The organism is Bacillus sp. LB7 (genome assembly GCF_030449715.1).
Taxonomy (GTDB): domain Bacteria; phylum Bacillota; class Bacilli; order Bacillales; family Bacillaceae; genus Bacillus; species Bacillus paralicheniformis.
Map to the genome: position 1 here is coordinate 23485 of NZ_JASGCA010000003.1, position 17797 is coordinate 41281.

Annotated in this window: 17 protein-coding genes and 2 pseudogenes; 8 read left to right on the forward strand and 11 right to left on the reverse strand. The window is 46.5% G+C overall.

Going from position 1 to position 17797, the window contains the following annotated elements; genetic code table 11:
* Positions 1-3: 3 nt before the first annotated feature.
* The 8 genes and pseudogenes from QMZ64_RS05035 to QMZ64_RS05070 all read right to left on the reverse strand — a co-directional run bounded on the left by QMZ64_RS05035 (position 4) and on the right by QMZ64_RS05070 (position 7846).
* Entirely contained in the window at positions 4-960 is a 957-nt protein-coding gene (locus QMZ64_RS05035; protein WP_265627887.1) for a phosphoglycerate dehydrogenase, read from the reverse strand.
* A 154-nt stretch (positions 961-1114) separates the two neighbouring features.
* Entirely contained in the window at positions 1115-1978 is an 864-nt protein-coding gene (locus tag QMZ64_RS05040) for a glycosyltransferase family 8 protein (protein WP_075213733.1), read from the reverse strand.
* 82 nt (positions 1979-2060) lie between these two features.
* Positions 2061-2801 carry a YwaF family protein gene (locus QMZ64_RS05045; protein ID WP_265625361.1) on the reverse strand — a complete coding sequence of 247 codons (741 nt, stop codon included), beginning with the start codon at positions 2799-2801 and terminating at the stop codon, positions 2061-2063.
* Between the two features lie 107 nt (positions 2802-2908).
* A complete protein-coding gene (locus QMZ64_RS05050) occupies positions 2909-4240 on the reverse strand; it encodes an MFS transporter (protein WP_243941595.1) in 1332 nt (443 codons plus the stop codon).
* Between the two features lie 61 nt (positions 4241-4301).
* Positions 4302-5449, reverse strand: a pseudogene (gene dgoD / locus QMZ64_RS05055) (galactonate dehydratase).
* On the reverse strand, positions 5446-6090 hold the full coding sequence (locus QMZ64_RS05060; protein WP_265625360.1) for a bifunctional 4-hydroxy-2-oxoglutarate aldolase/2-dehydro-3-deoxy-phosphogluconate aldolase: 645 nt from the start codon (positions 6088-6090) through the stop codon (positions 5446-5448). Before QMZ64_RS05060 ends, dgoD begins: the two are co-directional and overlap by 4 nt.
* A gap of 27 nt (positions 6091-6117) precedes the next feature.
* The gene (locus QMZ64_RS05065; RefSeq protein ID WP_265625359.1) at positions 6118-7071 is read right to left on the reverse strand and encodes a sugar kinase; all 954 of its coding nucleotides are present in this window, start codon (positions 7069-7071) and stop codon (positions 6118-6120) included.
* Positions 7071-7846: pseudogene (locus QMZ64_RS05070) on the reverse strand (IclR family transcriptional regulator). The gene QMZ64_RS05065 and the pseudogene QMZ64_RS05070 overlap by 1 nt, the downstream one beginning before the upstream one ends.
* A gap of 228 nt (positions 7847-8074) precedes the next feature.
* Between QMZ64_RS05070 and QMZ64_RS05075 the strand changes: the two are divergent.
* A complete protein-coding gene (locus tag QMZ64_RS05075; protein WP_265625358.1) occupies positions 8075-9424 on the forward strand; it encodes a M28 family peptidase in 1350 nt (449 codons plus the stop codon).
* A gap of 810 nt (positions 9425-10234) precedes the next feature.
* Here the strand turns inward: QMZ64_RS05075 and QMZ64_RS05080 are convergent.
* Together QMZ64_RS05080 and QMZ64_RS05085 are read right to left on the reverse strand one after the other, a co-directional pair.
* Entirely contained in the window at positions 10235-11596 is a 1362-nt protein-coding gene (locus tag QMZ64_RS05080; protein ID WP_265625357.1) for an MFS transporter, read from the reverse strand.
* Positions 11597-11782 (reverse strand): hypothetical protein, encoded by a 186-nt coding sequence (locus QMZ64_RS05085; RefSeq protein WP_265625356.1) that lies wholly within the window; start codon positions 11780-11782, stop codon positions 11597-11599.
* 262 nt (positions 11783-12044) lie between these two features.
* Here QMZ64_RS05085 and QMZ64_RS05090 point away from each other — a divergent pair, with 262 nt between their 5' ends.
* Positions 12045-12224: a Ger(x)C family spore germination C-terminal domain-containing protein gene (locus QMZ64_RS05090; protein ID WP_326131967.1), complete on the forward strand. Its 180-nt coding sequence runs from the start codon at positions 12045-12047 to the stop codon at positions 12222-12224.
* A gap of 48 nt (positions 12225-12272) precedes the next feature.
* On the opposite strand, the gene ywaC is transcribed toward QMZ64_RS05090, so the two are convergent.
* The gene (gene ywaC / locus QMZ64_RS05095; RefSeq protein WP_031314764.1) at positions 12273-12911 is read right to left on the reverse strand and encodes a GTP pyrophosphokinase YwaC; all 639 of its coding nucleotides are present in this window, start codon (positions 12909-12911) and stop codon (positions 12273-12275) included.
* 179 nt (positions 12912-13090) lie between these two features.
* Here ywaC and QMZ64_RS05100 point away from each other — a divergent pair, with 179 nt between their 5' ends.
* The 6 genes from QMZ64_RS05100 (at position 13091) to dltD (ending at position 17710) form a co-directional block, all read left to right on the forward strand.
* The gene (locus tag QMZ64_RS05100) at positions 13091-13210 is read left to right on the forward strand and encodes a YjcZ family sporulation protein (protein ID WP_377902634.1); all 120 of its coding nucleotides are present in this window, start codon (positions 13091-13093) and stop codon (positions 13208-13210) included.
* Between the two features lie 252 nt (positions 13211-13462).
* Positions 13463-13612, forward strand: a complete 150-nt coding sequence (locus tag QMZ64_RS05105; RefSeq protein WP_003186278.1) for a teichoic acid D-Ala incorporation-associated protein DltX — start codon at positions 13463-13465, stop codon at positions 13610-13612.
* 14 nt (positions 13613-13626) lie between these two features.
* Entirely contained in the window at positions 13627-15135 is a 1509-nt protein-coding gene (gene dltA, locus QMZ64_RS05110; RefSeq protein WP_265625354.1) for a D-alanine--poly(phosphoribitol) ligase subunit DltA, read from the forward strand.
* On the forward strand, positions 15132-16289 hold the full coding sequence (gene dltB / locus QMZ64_RS05115) for a D-alanyl-lipoteichoic acid biosynthesis protein DltB (RefSeq protein WP_243941578.1): 1158 nt from the start codon (positions 15132-15134) through the stop codon (positions 16287-16289). The genes dltA and dltB overlap by 4 nt, the downstream gene beginning before the upstream one ends.
* 15 nt (positions 16290-16304) lie before the next feature.
* On the forward strand, positions 16305-16541 hold the full coding sequence (gene dltC / locus QMZ64_RS05120) for a D-alanine--poly(phosphoribitol) ligase subunit 2 (RefSeq protein ID WP_003186284.1): 237 nt from the start codon (positions 16305-16307) through the stop codon (positions 16539-16541).
* Entirely contained in the window at positions 16541-17710 is a 1170-nt protein-coding gene (dltD, locus tag QMZ64_RS05125) for a D-alanyl-lipoteichoic acid biosynthesis protein DltD (RefSeq protein ID WP_265625353.1), read from the forward strand. Before dltC ends, dltD begins: the two co-directional genes overlap by 1 nt.
* Positions 17711-17797 lie beyond the last annotated feature (87 nt).

Here is a 17797-nt window from a genome sequence, read left to right on the forward strand (position 1 = left end):
GGCTTATCGCGTTTCCGGTCTTGATGGAACGCGGAAAGCCGGCGGCTGTTTTTCGATAAACCTTTTGATATTTTGATATGTCACTTCTTCGATGCGCCTGATGCTCTCATACGTAGCGCCGCCGATATGCGCCGTGCATATGGCATTGCCGAGGCTGGTGATCCGGGCGGCCGGCGGTTCGGTTTCAAAGACGTCCAATGCTGCGCCTCTGATCTGTTTTTGTTCAAGCGCTTGAATGAGCGCGCTTTCGTCTACTACTTCTCCGCGGGCAATGTTGATCAGGTACGCGGTTTTCTTCATTTTTGCCAGCTTTTCTTGATTGATCAAATGATAGGTGGCAGGTCTTAATGACGTGCTGATGCAGACAAAGTCCGATTTCGCCAGGAGATCGTCAAGCTTTGCGAACCGTACATTCAGCCGTTTGGCTGCATTGTAGTCTTTATATATGCCGTACGCCAAAACGTTCATATGAAACCCGGAGGCCCGCCTTGCAACCTTTTTGCCGATTTCCCCAAAACCGACAAGCCCCAGCGTTTTTCCATCGAGCTCATAGCCCATCGCCGATTGCCATAAACCAGCTTTGACTGCGGCGTTTGACTGCGGGATCGAACGGGCGCCAGACAGCAGAAGGCCGAATGCCAAGTCGGCGACTGCCGAGGCGTTTTGGCCGGGAGCATTCGTGACGAGGATTCCTTTTTCGTTTGCATATTCTACATCAATATTGTCGATTCCCGCGCCGAATTTCATGATATATCGGAGTTCCGGGGCAGCGTCGATCAGCTCCCGATCCGCTTTTTCAACGCCGGCGATATAAATATGGACATCCTTGATATGAGTCAGTAAATCCTGTCTCGTCAACCGATTTGAATCCAAAAACGCAAATTCGGCACCGAGCCGTTCGACCTTTTCCTTCAACAGCGGCGCTGCGCGGTAAAACAGTCCGTTAAGCGTCAACAGCACTTTAACCAAAAGCACTCCTCCATTCGTCAAAAATGTTTGCACGCCAAGAAAAATGCTTGTTTCCGATGAAAGGAAACAAGCGAATATGGGGATACGTCAGGGTTTGTTGTAAATTATATCGATTCATCCTGCGATTTAAAATGAGATTGGCATGTTAGCTGACATGGTTTTTAGACAATTTGGCCGGCTGGTTAAAGGCTGTGGACTGCAAGTACTTAAAATATTGACGGGCGTACGGGTGTGAGGTTTGTGAATTCCAAGGCTTGTTTCCGCCGCAGAAATGAACGATTGCCGGATTTGCCCTTGTTTCCATATAGCGCTTTTGATCGATGAGGGAAGCCGGTGTTTTTTCTTTTAAAATAATGTGTGTTTGGGCGTTCCATCTTGGATGAAGTTCGAGCCACTGATCATAAAGAATCGCATTCAGCGCGTCTTGGTCATGAAACACAAACATGTCTTCATCGTTGTTATTGATAAAGTCGATGACTTTTTTCGAAATGTCGTTTTTTCTCCAGGCTTCCATATCGATGATCATGATACCTGAGTTAAAATATTTTGCTTCGTCGCTGATGTTCATCTTTTTCAGCCGTTCATGCTGGCCTGCATCTTCAACCGCCGCTGCGTAATACGGTGAAATGTCCTTGTCCCACAACTTCGATATATCCTCTAACACTAAGGCGTCGCAATCGACATAAATCATTCGTTTGACGGATTCGTCATCAATCAGATCCGGGATGGAAATCCGATAGTATGCCGCTTTTGTAATATGGCTGCTTTCGACCGCCCGGTCATACTGGCTTTTTTCTACATTAAGAAATGTAATGGGGGCTCCGAATTGAAGGGTCGTCTCTTCCAGACGCTTTTTATTTTCCGGTTCAATCCCTCCGTCGATGACATACAGTTTCACATCGCGCGTCTGATCCATATTCGTCAGCAATGATGCGAACATCACGCTTAAATGCTGTGCGTAGTTATTGTCTGTACAAGAAATAATATGCATGGTTCGGTCGCTTTTCATATGTCTTCCATCTCCTTTTCTTTTTTTGTTCTATTCCCTTTTTTCAAAAGATAAACACTGTCGATAGGCCGAAAAAAAAGGATCATGCAAGATCCTTTTTGTCTTTCACCTTCCCGGCGATCCAAAACGGCAGATAGAGAAGATAGAAGAAGACGATCGTGACCGCTTCCGCTGATAAAAGATACCATGGCCACGGCCCGAGCACGTCTAACAGCGAAGCTCCGCCGCCCGGCTTTTTCATCATGTACATATAGTTCGACTTCAGCAAACGGTTGATTAAAAAGATGAATGCCCCATAAATATTGACGAGAAGAAATATGACCCAGAGAGAGCGCACGGTCGGCTTATACTTTTCGGCCGCAATCATCAGAAGACAGGCCAGTACGACGATTCCGTGGGAAATGAAAAATTCAAAAAAGCGGAAATGAGGAAAGCCGTACCTTCCCAAGTCAGGCGTCAGAATCGCTTGCAAAGCGCTTCCCAAACCGGCAAAATAAAGAAATTTAAACAAGTTGAGGTTTTTCGTCAATAACAGAATGATGACAAGGTAAACCGAAAGGTCGCTGAGGTGAAGCGGCAAACAATAGCGCGGTGTCCAGGAATTCACATAGATGAACCAGGAGTGGTAGCTGATTTCTGAAATGACTAAAACCGCCACAAAGACATAGCGTAGCATCCGGTTCCACCGCGGTTTTTGCAGCGTCTTGCGAAAGACGAACAAACAAACACCAAGCGCTGCAAGCACCAGCAAAGTCAGAATATGAGATGTTGAAAACAGTTGAAACGAGCCGAGCTGATAATCTTTTTGAAAATATGTCTTCATCGTGAACACCTGTCCGTCAAAATATTTTAGAGTTATTTTGCGGCAAATCACGGCGGTTATTCCTTTCAAACAAAAAAGGCCGCCGGGCATCCGGCCGCCGAGAACATTCACATGAATATAGAATCGTTTTTCTTTTCCTCATCATGCATCTGAATCCGTTCAACCTTTCCGACAAGAAAGATGTAGGAAAGGGCTCCCAGAAGGGCAAGGGTGCCGATAAAAACGAGTGCGGGCGCAAAGCTTCCGCCGTTAGCGAGAAAGCCGATGACTATCGGAACGATAACGGAAGCGAGGCTGCCGACAAAATTAAATACTCCGCCGGTCAGTCCGATCAAATGCTTAGGCGCTAAAGACGATACAAGCACCCATGTAATGGAGGCCAGACCGTTTCCAAAAAAGGCGAGCGTCATAAATAAAATGATCAGTGATGTCTGATCGACATAATTGGCACCGATAATGGAAATAGACAGGATCAATCCGGTAATAATCGGTGTTTTGCGGGCAACCCCGGCCGATACGCCTCTTTTGATCAGATAGTCGGACAGGAAGCCGGACAACAGAACACCGATGAATGCCGCAAGAAACGGAAGCGAGGCGAGAAAACCGGATTGGAGAAAATCAAGGCCTCTATATTTTACAAGGTATGTCGGAAACCATGTCAGAAAAAACCATAAAGTCGAATTAACAGCGAACTGTCCAATATATATACCCCACAGCTTGCGATGAGCGGTCACTTGTTTGAAATGCTTCCAATTAAATGCCGTTTTTTCCTTTTCGGAAGTCCGGCCGCGGCGGACGATACCCCCGCCTTTTTCTATATGCTCAAGTTCAGCCTTGTTTACCTTTGGATGACGGTCGGGATCACGATAAAAAATATACCAGATCAGGCCCCAGATGATGCCGATTACCCCCGTTACGATGAACAGGCCGCGCCAGCCGACGACATGCTGGATGCTGCTGAGCGCCGGCGTCAAAAACGCAAGGCCGGCAAATTGCCCCGACGTATAAAACGCAATGGCTGAAGCCCTTTCCTGTTCAGGGAACCAAGAAGTCACCACCCGGTTATTGGTCGGAAAAGCCGGCGCTTCAAACGCCCCCGTCGCAAGACGCAACCCGAATAGAGAACCGAAGCCGCGGACAAACCCCTGAAGCAATGTTGCGAGCGACCATGTAACCAAGGTAAAACCGTAGACAAGCCTCGGGCCAAACCGGTCGACAAGCCCGCCTCCCGGTATTTGCAGGGCGCAGTATGCCCAGCCGAAAGCTGAAAAAATCAAGCCCAATTGAACGGCAGACAAGTTTAAATCGTCTCCGATTGCAGAAGCCGCGACGGAGATATTGCTTCGATCCATATAATTGATCACGACACATACAAAAATAAACAGCAGTACCCGCACTCTAACCTTTGTCGGCTTCTCTTTTAAAGTTGTTTGTTTCATGACAGGCCCTCTCCTTTTATTTGATTGTAATGACGGACACCTTTTGAAAACGGTATCATTTTTACCATTCAGCTATGCTTCCGTCCTTGTGCCGCCATACCGGATTGCGCCAGTTGTGCCCGATATCAGCCATTTTCCGGACGTGATCTTCATTGATGTCCACCCCAAGGCCGGGTCCATCCGGAATCCGGACATAGCCGTCTTCATAGAAAAACACCTTTTGATCCACTATATAATCAAGCAAATCCGTGCCTTTGTTGTAGTGGATTCCTAAGCTTTGTTCCTGAATAAATGCATTGTGGCACGTTGCATCAACCTGAAGGCATGCCGCCAGAGCGATCGGGCCCAGCGGACAGTGAGGGGCGGCGGCGACATCAAATGCTTCCGCCATCGACAGAATCTTTTTACACTCGGTAATTCCGCCGGCGTGTGACAAGTCAGGCTGAATAATATCGACATAGCCGTCAGTCAGCAGATTTTTAAACTGCCACTTTGAAAACATTCGTTCTCCGGTCGCAATCGGAATTGAGACGAGGCTGGCGATATCGCGGAGCGCCTCGTTGTTTTCCGGCAGAACAGGCTCTTCTATAAACATCGGACGAAACGGCTCAAGCTCTTTTGCCAAAATCTTCGCCATCGGCTTGTGCACCCTGCCGTGAAAGTCAATGCCGATTCCAATGTACGGGCCGACAGCTTCTCTGACGGCTGATATTCTTTCAATAACCTGATCGATTTTTTCATGTGAATCGATGTATTGCAGCTCTTCCGTGCCGTTCATTTTGACGGCTGTAAAGCCTTGGTCAACCACCTGCTTGGCAGCGAGGCCGACGTCTTGAGGCCTGTCTCCGCCAATCCATGAATAGACCTTGATCGATTCCCTGCTCTTCCCTCCGAGCAGCTGATGCACGGGAGCATTGTAAAACTTGCCCTTAATGTCCCAAAGCGCTTGATCGATGCCTGCAATCGCGCTCATTAGAATGGGTCCGCCCCGATAAAACCCGCCTCTGTACATGACATTCCAGTGGTCTTCAATGTTCATCGGGTCTTTGCCGATTAAATATTCCATTAACTCGCCGACAGCCGCCTTAACTGTCGCCGCCTTCCCCTCAATTACCGGCTCTCCCCATCCTGTAATGCCTTCATCCGTTTCGATTTTTAAAAAAGCCAGCGCGGCGGAATTTGGAAACACTCGAATCCCGTTATTTTCATCTCTGATCTCCCCTTTTTTGTTTTGCTGCTTCAACAAATTGCTTTGCTTTTTTGGACAGCTTTTCTAAAAACGCGTCATTCACATCTTGATGAGCCCTGACAAGTGAACCGCCGATTCCAGCACCGACCGCACCGGCCTGTAAAAACTCGTGAAGGTTTTCCAATCCGACTCCTCCCGTCGGAAGCAGTGGAATATGCGGAAGCGGTCCGTGGATATCTTTGATATAGCCAGGCCCCATCGTTCCGGGGAATACTTTGATGATGTCTCCCCCGATTTCATACGCCGTCAATATTTCCGTCGGGGTAAAGGCGCCCGGAATGCTGACCGCTCCATATCGCTTTGTCAGCTTGATCGTCTTTTCATGAACAGTTGGCGCCAGGATAAACCGCGCGCCGGCTAAAAGCGCCGCTCTCGCAGATTCGGGATCAAGAACGGTCCCCGCTCCGACAAGCATTTCGTCTCCAACATGTGCTGAAACCGCTTCAATCGCTTTGATCGCTTGAGGGGAATTGAGCGTAATTTCCACAAGCCTGATGCCGCCCGCTTTTAAGGCGCCGGCAATGCTCACTGCCTCCTCCGGATTATATCCGCGGATGATCGCAATCACTTTTTGTTCTTTGATTTGTGACAATACATGCATTTCTGCCACCCTTTCTTTACGGTTTTTTTATCGGCTGACATCTTCTTCATCAGATTGTTCCATAAACGCAAACAGTGAATCGCGGTCAGGCAGCCCTTCAATATCACCGTTTACCGCAGCTACCATAGCGCCGACGGCACAGCCGCGTTTGACAGCTTCTGAAAGCGGAATTTGATCAATCAAACCCGATAAAACGCCGGCTGCAAAGCCGTCTCCGGCACCCACGGGGTCCGCTGCAGTCTGAATCTGATAGCCTTCCGCATAGCCGCTTTCATTCCGACCGGAATAATAGGCGCCTGTTGCACCAAGCTTGACGATGGCAGTTTCAGCCCCGAGCCCGCGGATGGCTTCCGCTATTTTTTTCTCATTAGCAGTGCCGAACAAAAAACGCCCTTCGCTCAAGCCAGGAAGCACGATATCAGACTGTTTGATCAGATCAAACATCGTCTGCCGCGCCCGCTCTCCATCCCAGAGCTTTTTTCGAAAATTCGGATCAAATACAACGCATTTATTGTGCTTTTTGGCGAGCTCCACAGCATAAAACACCGCATCTGAAGCGCTTTCACTTAAAGCCGGGGTAATTCCCGTAATGTATAAAAACCCCGCTTTCTCAATGTATGGCTCAGCAATATCGCTTTTCTTCAAAAAACTCGCCGCTGAAAGCTTCCTGTAATAGAAGACATTGACTTTGGCCGCGCTTTTCCTTTCTTTAAAAAACAAACCGGTCGGCGACGCGTCATCGAGCTTCACCTGGCTGACATCGACTCCTTCTCCTCTGACAGAAGAAAGAATCATCGCCCCGAACTCGTCTTTTCCAAGCCGGGTAATCCAGCCGGCTTTTTTACCGAGCTTCGAAAGCCCGATCAGCGTGTTGGTTTCTGCGCCCGCTATTCTCACCTGATAGTTTCTTGCGTATCTGAGAGGGCCGTCTTCATTCGGAGTGAACAGCGCCATTGTCTCTCCTATGCTAATAACATCCATCAGAACTCTCTCCTTTGCTCAAGCGGCTTTTTATATCCGCCAATGCTTTCTGTAATTTTTCCGGCTGTGTGAAGCAGCTGCTCAACGATAACGGCCTTTCTTGCGAGCATGCGCTCCTTTGGCCCGGCGGTACTGATCGCCGCCTTCATCACGCCATCCGGACCATAGACAGGCGCTGCCAGACAAAACAAACCTTCTTCATTTTCTTCATTGTCAACGGCATATCCCTGTTCCAAAAAGTCTGCAGCTGCTTTTCCAGCTCATCTCTGGCGGTGATGGTATGCCCGGTAAAGCGGATGAATTCCATGCGGTCGAGCAGCCCTTCCCTTTTATCCTCCGGCATGAATGCCAAAAATGCCTTGCCAAGCCCGGTGCAATAAAGCGGTTTGCGCGAACCGGGCTGTGCGGTTGTTCTGATTGACCTGTTGTTATCGATTTTTGCGATGTAGACGAGCTGATCATCGGATAGAACGGCCATAAACACCGTCTCCTGAACCCCGTCCATCAGCTGTTTTAAAAATGGAACACCCTGCGACGAAATGTCGATCGACTCCATGGCAGCGGTTCCAACTTGAATCAGTTTTGCCCCCAGCCTGTAACGCTTGATAGCATCCTGCTGAAGGTAGCCTTCATCCAAAAGTGTAGCGGCCAAATTGAATGTACTGCTCTGCGGCAGCGACAATTCTTTGCTGATCTCCTTTACGGTTAATCCATCCGGATGATTTGACAGCAATTCAAATATACGTACAACACGTACCGCGGATTTTACTGACATGACACCCTCCAACATTCACATATGTGATTCAAAATCAGGATCCTGATAAGTCGGACGTATTCTAAACAGAAAGAAGGCTCACGTCAACATCCTATTAAACAAAAAAACTTTTTTATCAAACTTCAAATTACTGGTCTATCGAATCATTTATCAGATGCATGCAGGATTCACCCGCTCTGCTGCGAATATCTCTTCTCAGGAAAACAAGACCATCAAGGAGGTTTATGTATGAAGAGAAAAATGATGATAATCGGATTGGCGCTATCCGTAATAGCAGGCGGCGTGTTCACCGCTGGAACGGGGAATGCTGTTCAAGCGGCGCCTCAGGAAACAGCCATCGTAAAAGATATCGAAAAATTCAGCAAAAAATTCAACGAAAACCGCGCCTATCAAACGATTTACCATTTAAGCGAAACGATCGGACCGCGTGTGACAGGCACGGCGGAAGAAAAAAAGAGCGCCGCTTTCATCGCCTCACAGATGAAAAAATCACATTTGAAAGTGACCACACAAACCTTCAGCATACCTGACCGGCTGGAAGGAACGCTTACCGTTCAGGGAAATAACGTGCCAACGCGGCCTGCCGCCGGTTCCGCACCGACTGCAGCAGAAGGCTTGGCCGCTCCTCTCTATGATGCCGGCCTCGGCCTGCCCGGCGACTTCACCGAGGAAGCGAGAGGCAAAATTGCCGTCATTTTAAGAGGTGAGCTGACATTCTATGAAAAAGCGAAAAACGCTGCTGACGCAGGCGCAAGCGGAGTGATCATTTATAATAACATCGACGGTCTCGTCCCTCTGACTCCGAATCTCGGCGGTAATAAAGTCGATGTTCCGGTAGTCGGCGTCAAAAAGGAAGACGGAGAAAAGCTGCTTTCTGAACAAGAAGCGATCTTGAAGCTGAGGGCTCATAAAAATCAAACATCGCAAAACGTAATCGGCGTCCGCAAAGCAAAAGGTGTCAAAAATCCGGACATCGTGTATGTGACTTCGCATTATGACAGCGTCCCTTATGCTCCCGGAGCCAATGACAATGCCTCCGGCACTTCAGTCGTCCTTGAACTGGCCCGGATCATGAAGACGGTTCCAGCCGACAAAGAAATTCGTTTTATTACATTCGGCGCCGAAGAAATCGGTCTCCTCGGATCGCGCCATTATGTCAGCACCTTGTCAGGTCAGGAAATCAAACGGAGCGTTGCCAACTTTAACTTAGATATGGTGGCGACAAGCTGGGAAAATGCTTCACAGCTGTACATCAATACGCCCGACGGTTCGGCAAACCTCGTCTGGCAGCTAAGTAAAGCCGCTTCTTTAAGCCTTGGGAAAGACGTATTATTTTTAAATCAAGGCGGATCATCCGACCATGTCCCATTCCATGAAGCAGGCATCGACTCGGCCAACTTCATTTGGAGAGAGCCGGGAACAGGTGCATTGGAGCCTTGGTACCACACCCCTTACGACACGATTGAACACATCAGCAAAGACAGGCTGAAAACAGCCGGTCAAATCGCGGGAACAGCCGTGTATAACTTGACCAAGAAAGAAAACAGAAAACCGTCTTACACCTCAGTTGCCCAGTAATATTAAAAAGGAGCAGATCGAATTGATCTGCTCCTCCTTCTTTTCATAGACCAAAAGCGCCTATCCTCCCCACGCTTCCGTGTCATCACCTTCCCCGTGCATACCTAAAAAAATAATTCAACGATTCAGGAAAAAACCGGTATTTCTCCGAACATGTCCAGTTTGTGCTGCTGACGTCCAGCCTAAAGATGGATGTAAGCATAGCCTTTTCCTATCAACGGCCTTTTCGATACTACAGTAGAAGCGAAGATGTTTAGGAAGTTGAATCATGAGTTCGCATTTAGGTCACTCTTTTCCTTGTTGACTTTAAGTCTCTGTCTGTTTTTAGCACATTGGCTAATGGAAAACTCGATTTGAAATGAATTCAATTCCTTTTTCTTTATTTATCATGTTTTTCACATCGGGATATTTATACCCTCAATTTAAGTAAAATGATGAGCGCAATAAACTAATAAAACAAAAAGCCATGTTTTATAATTTTTTCTTATCTCGCCAGCATTGAGTGCGCAGACAGTTATCACAATCCTTAGCGCTCTTATTATTGCAACAGTCAACGTTTTTTATATTTAAATTTATTAGGAGATGATGGATTGTGTTTCCCTTCCTTATTCAGCTATTCACTATCTTTATAGTCTATATGATCATTACAGCTGTGATCAAAAAGAAGAAGCGTTAAGAACATTCAATAAGCAATTAATACCAGTTTTCGGTTTTCCCTCTTCGCTTTTGCCATTGCCAAAGTGCAATCTTCAAATCAAGCATTCGGATCTATGAGAAGCAAAAATGGAGCCGCATCTCGCGCTCCATTTTTCAACCCTTCATCAGCTTAATAAACCTGAAGCTCATCAAAACGCTGCCGATGGCAACCACAATCATGACCACCCCCAGATCCTGAAAATGACCCGCGGTTATTTCTTCTCCAAACAACAGACCCAGAATGACAGACGAAAAGATCGAGCCAAGATAGCGGCATGTTTGGAAAAGCCCCGAAGTGGTCCCGACGATGTCCGGCGGACTTGCCGTAAACATGGCAGCCTGCAGGGCGACATTGCCAAGGCCGTAGCTGACCCCCAGCAAAGAGAGGATGATGCCTTTCCACAACATCGGTGCATCGACAAAAAACAATGTGAGCAGGATAGCGCCGGCCGCCATTAAGCAAGAACCAATTAAAACGGGCTGGGTTTCACCTGAACGGTCAATCCATGTCCCGACAAAAGGCGAAATCAATACGCTCGTCCCGGACATGAACAGCATCAAAAGACCGCTCGTTTGAACGGAAAGGTGCATTTCATCCTGAAAATAACTCGGAAGTCCAAAAAACAAACAGTAGTTAAAGATGTTCAGCATAATAAATTGAGCATAGACCGAAGTTAGCGTCCTGCGCGCGATCAACAGTCTGATATCAATAAACGGGCTGCTCACTCTCAGCTCCCACCAAACAAACATCAAAAGCAAGACAAGCCCGAACATCCCCTCGGCAAAACGGGGCTCGCCCGTGCTCAATGAGAGCAGGAATGCCAGCAGGAGAACGATTCCGCCCGCAAACAGAAGAATCCCGGTCAGATCAAGCCGCTTGATGACGGCGCGGACATTTAAGCCGGCTTTTTTCTCATCTTTCGGAAACATATACATCCCCAGCAAAAAGCTGAACAAAATAAATGGAAAGTTCACGAGGAAAATGGCGGGCCATCCCCCGAGAACGATTAAAAATCCCCCCACAGTCGGTCCAAAAGCGGTCATAGCCGAAGAAAAAATGGACAGCACACTGAGTGCGGACGCCCGCTTTTCATGAATGTGGCTTCTGATCAGCCCCACTCCCGAAGGATAAATGGCGCCGCTCCCAATCGATTGAAACAAACGCATGATCAATAAGACGCAAAAAGCCGGTGCGAGAGGAGCGCCGATTGCCGATACTGCAACGAGAACAAGCCCTGACAAAAACATCTTTTTCCGGCCGATTAAATCGCCGATTTTTCCTGTGACAGGCTGTGCGACCGCACTGGCCAAATAAAAAGATGAAATCAGCCACGATACGGTTGCAAATGAAAGGTGAAACTCATGCTGGATACTGTGCAGCGCCAAAGAAATCATTGAAGAGTTGAGCGGATTCAGCATCGTCCCGGATGCAACGGCTGTTAAAAACAGGGCGCGGTTCTTTTTCAGCCCGGCCATTTACTTAGCGTAAAGCAGCCTTTCGCCAGCTCCGTCCGCTTTACCGCCCGCACCCGCATCACGGCCGAAAGCACTGCCGACGGCCCCGTATAAAGCAGCATCAAGCCGTTGCGACTCCCGGTGCATCATCGCTGCCGCTCCGTATTGCAAACCGCATTCCGCAAGTTTTTCAATATCCGATTTCATTTTTAGACCTCCTCATGCTCTTATCATTTTCTTGTTTTGTTTTTTCGATTCATGACAGTCATAACCTTTGATACAAAGGAGCGTTCTTCCTCTTTTCTTTTAGTTGAAAAACGTATTTGACGGAGCTGGCATAGTGAAAGATTCAAAAAACTTATCAGTATGCTGACAAAAGAAGAGCTCGAAGGCGTCGCCGGGCCATGCCTTCCAAAACAAAAAGCTGAAAGAAGCCGAGCGTCTTGCCGGAGATCAGGTCAAAGTGTGGATGAAGAGCGCGCTCGGCAAACTGCAGGACGAATACCGGGCGGACGTCTTGAAATTCGGGGAAAAGTACAGAATTCAGTATCCGCGGGAATGGGAAAAAGTGAAAGGGAAATGGGATGAGCTTTTCGCCGAATCCGATATTACATATGATGTTGATATCAACATTGACAACTTCGGGTGAAGCGGCAGAAAAAAATAACAGCCGGGCTAAAAAATGCCCGGCTGCTTTTTATTGATCTGCTTTTGTTCGAATATGAAGCATCTTTTCATCCAGATAGTTCGCGATGTCAGCCGCTTCTTTCAGCTCATCCGTGAGCTGGTTCGGCACTTCATTGTTCAATTTGTAGTAGATTTTATGTTCGAGGCTCGCCCAGAAATCCATCGCGATTGTCCTGATTTGAATCTCCACCTTGGCGTGCTCGACGCGGTTGGTCAAGTAAACAGGCACCTCTACAATCAGGTGGAGACTTCTGTATCCGTTCGGCTTCGGATTTTTAATGTAGTCTTTCATTTTTAAAATCTTGATGTCTTCGTGTTCCTTCAGCACTTCAACCATATTGTAAATGTCGGATAAAAACGAGCAGACGATTCTGAGACCCGCGATATCATTGATGTGCTCCTTAGCGGCCTTTGTCGTAATATCGCAGCCCTTCCGCACAAGCTTGTTGATCAGGCTTTCAAAGCTTTTCACCCTTGATTTCGTATGCTCAATCGGGTTATGGCCGTGGATTAAATTATATTCCTGGCTGATAATCGAAAACTTCGTATCCATTTGATCCAAGGCAAATTTATAGACGAGGAGTTCGTTCTTCCAGTCCTCCATCAGGTTTCTCAAATCTTCTATCTGGGCTTCAGGCAGTCCTATCATCTTATCTATCGCCATATCCATCATATTTTTCTCCTTATGACATCATTTCGTTTTTTCAGTTAGTAGACGGGCAAATCCACAGTAAAGTTTCGACTTATAGCGTAAGATCAAAAAGTGGCCTGGTTGATCATTTTCCACTTTTTTAAATTTATTTCCCTTTCAAAAGTCATAAAACTTTCATATTCTGTATTACCACTTATTACGGAGGTGATGATATGTCATACTCTAAAAACTTCGCTTTAATTGTTGTATTATTTATTTTGCTGATCATTGTGGGTTCCGCGTTTGTAAGGTATTAATTCCTTCACGCACGAAGCCTTCTTCCGACAAACTGCAGGTTCATATCGAAAGGCGCTCCGCTTTTCATATGAGCCTGTTTTTTTGTGATTTAAAAAGAATTTATTTCCACAATAACAAAAAATATTTATAATAGGATAGGCTCTGAGCTGACGGCGCTCAGAAATAAAACTCTCCCACAAATGAAACTTTTATACAACATTTTCGTCTTATACTGTTGTTAAGGCAATTCAATAACGGAAAGGAAAAGATCAATGTTAAATAAGCTAAGAATGTTGTATGAAAAAACAACAATGAAGTGGCTGCTCAACACTTCCTATTACTTTCTTATTCTCGTGCTGCTGTTTTTAATTTACGGATTCCATACAGCAAATACAGGTTCATATATTTATAATGACTTTTAATGGAGAAAAAAACAATGAAACTGATAGAAACAATTAAAAAATACGCGCAAACACAACCCGATACCCTTGCTTTTGTGAATGAAGAAGAAAAGCTGACATACGGAGAGCTTTGGTCACAATCTGAGCGCCTTGCCGCACGGATTCAAAGCGAAGCTTTAACAGAGGCTTCTCCGATCATTGTCTACGGACATATGAAACCGGTCATGGCGGTTTCTTTCCTGGCTTGCGTGAAAGCCGGCCATCCGTACATTCCAGTTGACGTATCGATTCCGGCAGACCGGATTCTGAAAATCATCAACAGCTCAAAAGCCGAGCTTTTACTCAATAACTCAGGCACTTCGGTTGACACGGGAGACGCCCTCATTTCCGTTGTAGAACCGGGCGTTCTTGAAGGAGACGGGGTGCCGGAGACAGATCCCGCACGCTGGGTAGATGGTGAAGATACCTTTTACATTATCTACACATCCGGAAGCACGGGAAATCCAAAAGGCGTGCAAATCTCAGCCGACAATCTTCAGAGCTTCACAGATTGGATCACGAATGACTTTCCGGTGGAAAGCGGCCAAGTGTTCTTAAATCAAGCCCCGTTTTCCTTTGATTTATCTGTGATGGATCTTTACCCTTGCCTGCAGTCCGGAGGCACATTATGGACGGTTACGAAAGATATGATTAACCGGCCGAAACTGTTGTTTGAAGCGCTGAAACAGTCCAACGTCAACGTCTGGACATCGACGCCTTCATTCGCACAAATGTGCTTGATGGATCCGTCTTATTCTGAAGAGCTGCTTCCTGAGCTGAGCTTGTTTATGTTCTGCGGAGAAACGCTTCCGGCGTCAGTCGCCAGACAGCTTAAAGAGAGATTTCCAAAGGCTCGTGTTTTTAACACATACGGCCCGACCGAAGCGACCGTTGCCGTTACTTCCATCGAAGTAACAGACGACGTATTAAACAAGTATTCTTCTCTTCCCGTCGGTTCTGAAAAGCCGGAAACCGAGATCGTGATCATCGATGAAGACGGAAAAGCCGTCCAAGACGGGGAAAAAGGCGAGATCATTATTACCGGAGCCAGCGTCAGCAAAGGCTACTTAGGCGAAAAAGCGCTGACGGAAAAAGCGTTTTTCTCTTACAACGGCGCCCCTGCTTATCGCACCGGTGACGCAGGGTACAAAGAAGACGGCCAGCTGTTCTTCCTCGGAAGACTCGATTTCCAAATCAAACTGCATGGCTACCGGATTGAGCTCGAAGAGATCGAATACCAAATCAATCAGTCCCGATACGTGCAGTCGGCGGTCGTTATTCCATTCTACCGCGAGGAGAAAATCGAGTATCTGATCGCCATGATCGTGCCTGCCGAACACGATTTTGAAAAGGAATACCAGTTAACCAGCGCGATTAAGAAAGATTTGGGCAGCAAGCTGCCTGCCTATATGATTCCGAGAAAATTCATGTATCAAAAAGAGATTCCGATGACAGCAAACGGTAAAATCGACCGCAAGAGATTAAAAGAAGAGGTAACCGTATGACGCCCTATGGTTCATTTCTTTTCTTCATTATATTAGGAATTTTACTGGCGCCGACCATCATTCTCGGACTGAACGGAAAAAGCTTCCGCTTATATAACATGGCGGTTTCCGTTCTGGTTCTGGCGCTTATTTTTTCAAACAGCCTGCACGGGCTGATCATGCTGTGTCTGTTTACGCTTTGGCAGGTGGTTCTGATCAAAGGCTATATCGCTTACCGTCTCAAAGCGAACAGCGGCATCGTATTTTGTCTCGCTGCAGCAGCTTCTATCCTGCCTCTGGCACTGTCAAAGCTGCTGCCGTTTTTCGCCGTTGACAACTGGGCAACATTTCTCGGAATCTCGTATTTAACTTTTAAAGGGGTTCAGCTCATCATTGAAACCCGCGACGGTCTCATTAAAAAGCAGCTCCCAATCAGCAGACTGCTTTACTTTATTCTCTTTTTTCCGACCATCTCGTCAGGTCCGATCGACAGGTACCGCCGTTTTGAAAAAGACGATCAGACGGTATGGACGAAGGAGCAATACGAAGAACTGCTTTACAAAGGAATCAATAAAATCTTTCTCGGCTTTTTATATAAATTCATTATCGGCTATTGCATTAATACGTATGTCATTATGAAACTGCCGTTTTTGACTTCCGGCAGCATCTCACATGGATTGGCATACATGTATGCGTACAGCCTTTATCTGTTTTTTGATTTTGCCGGCTATACGGCTTTTGCGGTCGGCGTCAGCTATATCATGGGAATCAAATCCCCAGAAAACTTTAATAAGCCGTTCATCAGCCGCAATATTAAAGATTTCTGGAACCGCTGGCACATGTCGCTTTCCTTCTGGTTCAGGGACTACGTGTTCATGCGCTTTGTCCTTTGGATGACGAAGAAAAAATGGATCACAAACCGGATGGCTGTTTCCAATATCGGATATGTGCTGCTGTTCCTTCTGATGGGCGTCTGGCACGGCCTTGCCCCTCAGTACATCGTCTACGGGCTGTATCACGCGCTGCTCATGGTCGGCTTTAACTTCTTTGAAAAATGGAATAAGAAGCACAAGTGGTGGCCGAACAATAAGTGGACGACAGCCGTCTCAATTGTGGTGACCTTCCACTTCGTATGTTTTGGATTTTTAATTTTCTCAGGGAAACTAATACACTAAAAGGAGATTTTCATAATGGATTTTAATCAAGAAGTACTTTCAGTTTTAGCAGAGGTATGTCAGGACGATATCGTAAAGGAAAATCCGGATATTGATATTTTCGAAGAGGGAATCCTCGATTCCTTCGGCACGGTGGAATTGCTGCTCGCATTCGAAAGCCACTTTAACATCACAGTGCCGATTACAGAGTTTGACCGGGATGCATGGAACACGCCAAATCAAATCATAAAGCAGCTGAATGAGTTGAGATAATGAAAAAGCGTTTTTTATTCGGGCCAATCATCTTGGCATTTTTACTTTTTTTCACCGCGATCTTGATCCCAAATGCATGGCTGGCAAAGCTGGTTCCTAAAGATCGCGTCGAAACTTCAGCTACAGAAATAAACCCGATGATGTTCCAGGGTATGTATCTTCAAGGCAAAGCGCTTGAAGATCCGAAATATCTGCCGATTTACGGTTCATCGGAATTGTCCCGGTTAGATGCCTTTCATCCGTCTAACTATTTTAAAGTAAACAATCAAGGGTTCACGCCTTACCTGGTCGGGAAAGGCGGTTCACAGTCCTTGATTCATGCAATCAACTTTGCGGCGCAGTCTGATCATTTAAAAGGCAAAAAAATCGTTTTCATTATTTCTCCGCAGTGGTTTCAAAAAGACGGCTCAGACGAAGCCCACTTTGCGCCGAACTTCTCGGCTTTGCAGGCATACGATCTTGTGTTCAATCAAAATGTCGATCCCGAGCTGAAGAAAAAAATGATCAAACGCATGCTTAAATTTCATGCAGTTACAAATGACGCTCTGCTTTCAGCCCTTTTTAAAGCCGAGCTCGATCAGGACAAAGTGGCGCTGTCTCTTCTGACGCCGCCGGCAAAAGCTTACCGGAGCATTCTGGAGAAAAAGGATATCTACTATTCCATGGTTGAAGGAAACGGACCGAAGCGGACCATTTCCCAGGATGTAAAAAACAAATCGTGGGATGAATTAAAGCAGATGGCCGAAAAGGTCGGCGCCAAAGAATCGCGCAACAATGAGTTTAAAATTTCAAACGGCGTTTATAAGAAATTGAAGCCGAAGCTGAAAAAGCTTAAAGGCCACAATAAAAAGATGAACTATGCCGAGTCAGTCGAGTTCCACGATTTCCATCTCATGATGGATGTTCTGAAAGAATCCGGCGCAGAACCGCTGTTCATCTCGGTTCCGGTCCACGGCAAGTTTTACGACTATACCGGCTTCCCTAAAAAAGGCCGGACAGATTTCTATAAAAAGATTAAAAAAGAAATCGAACAAGAAGGCTTTCAAGTTGCTGATTTAACGAATCATGAATATGATCCATACTTCTTGAAAGATACGCTCCACCTTGGCTGGAAAGGCTGGGTTTACGTCGATCAGGAGATCGAATCCTTTTATAAAAAACAATCATAAAAAAGGATTCCCCTATGGGGAGTCCTTTTTTTGTCCGATTTAAATTTTTAAAGTTTCCAAAAATTCTATTTTACAAATTTCTCTGAA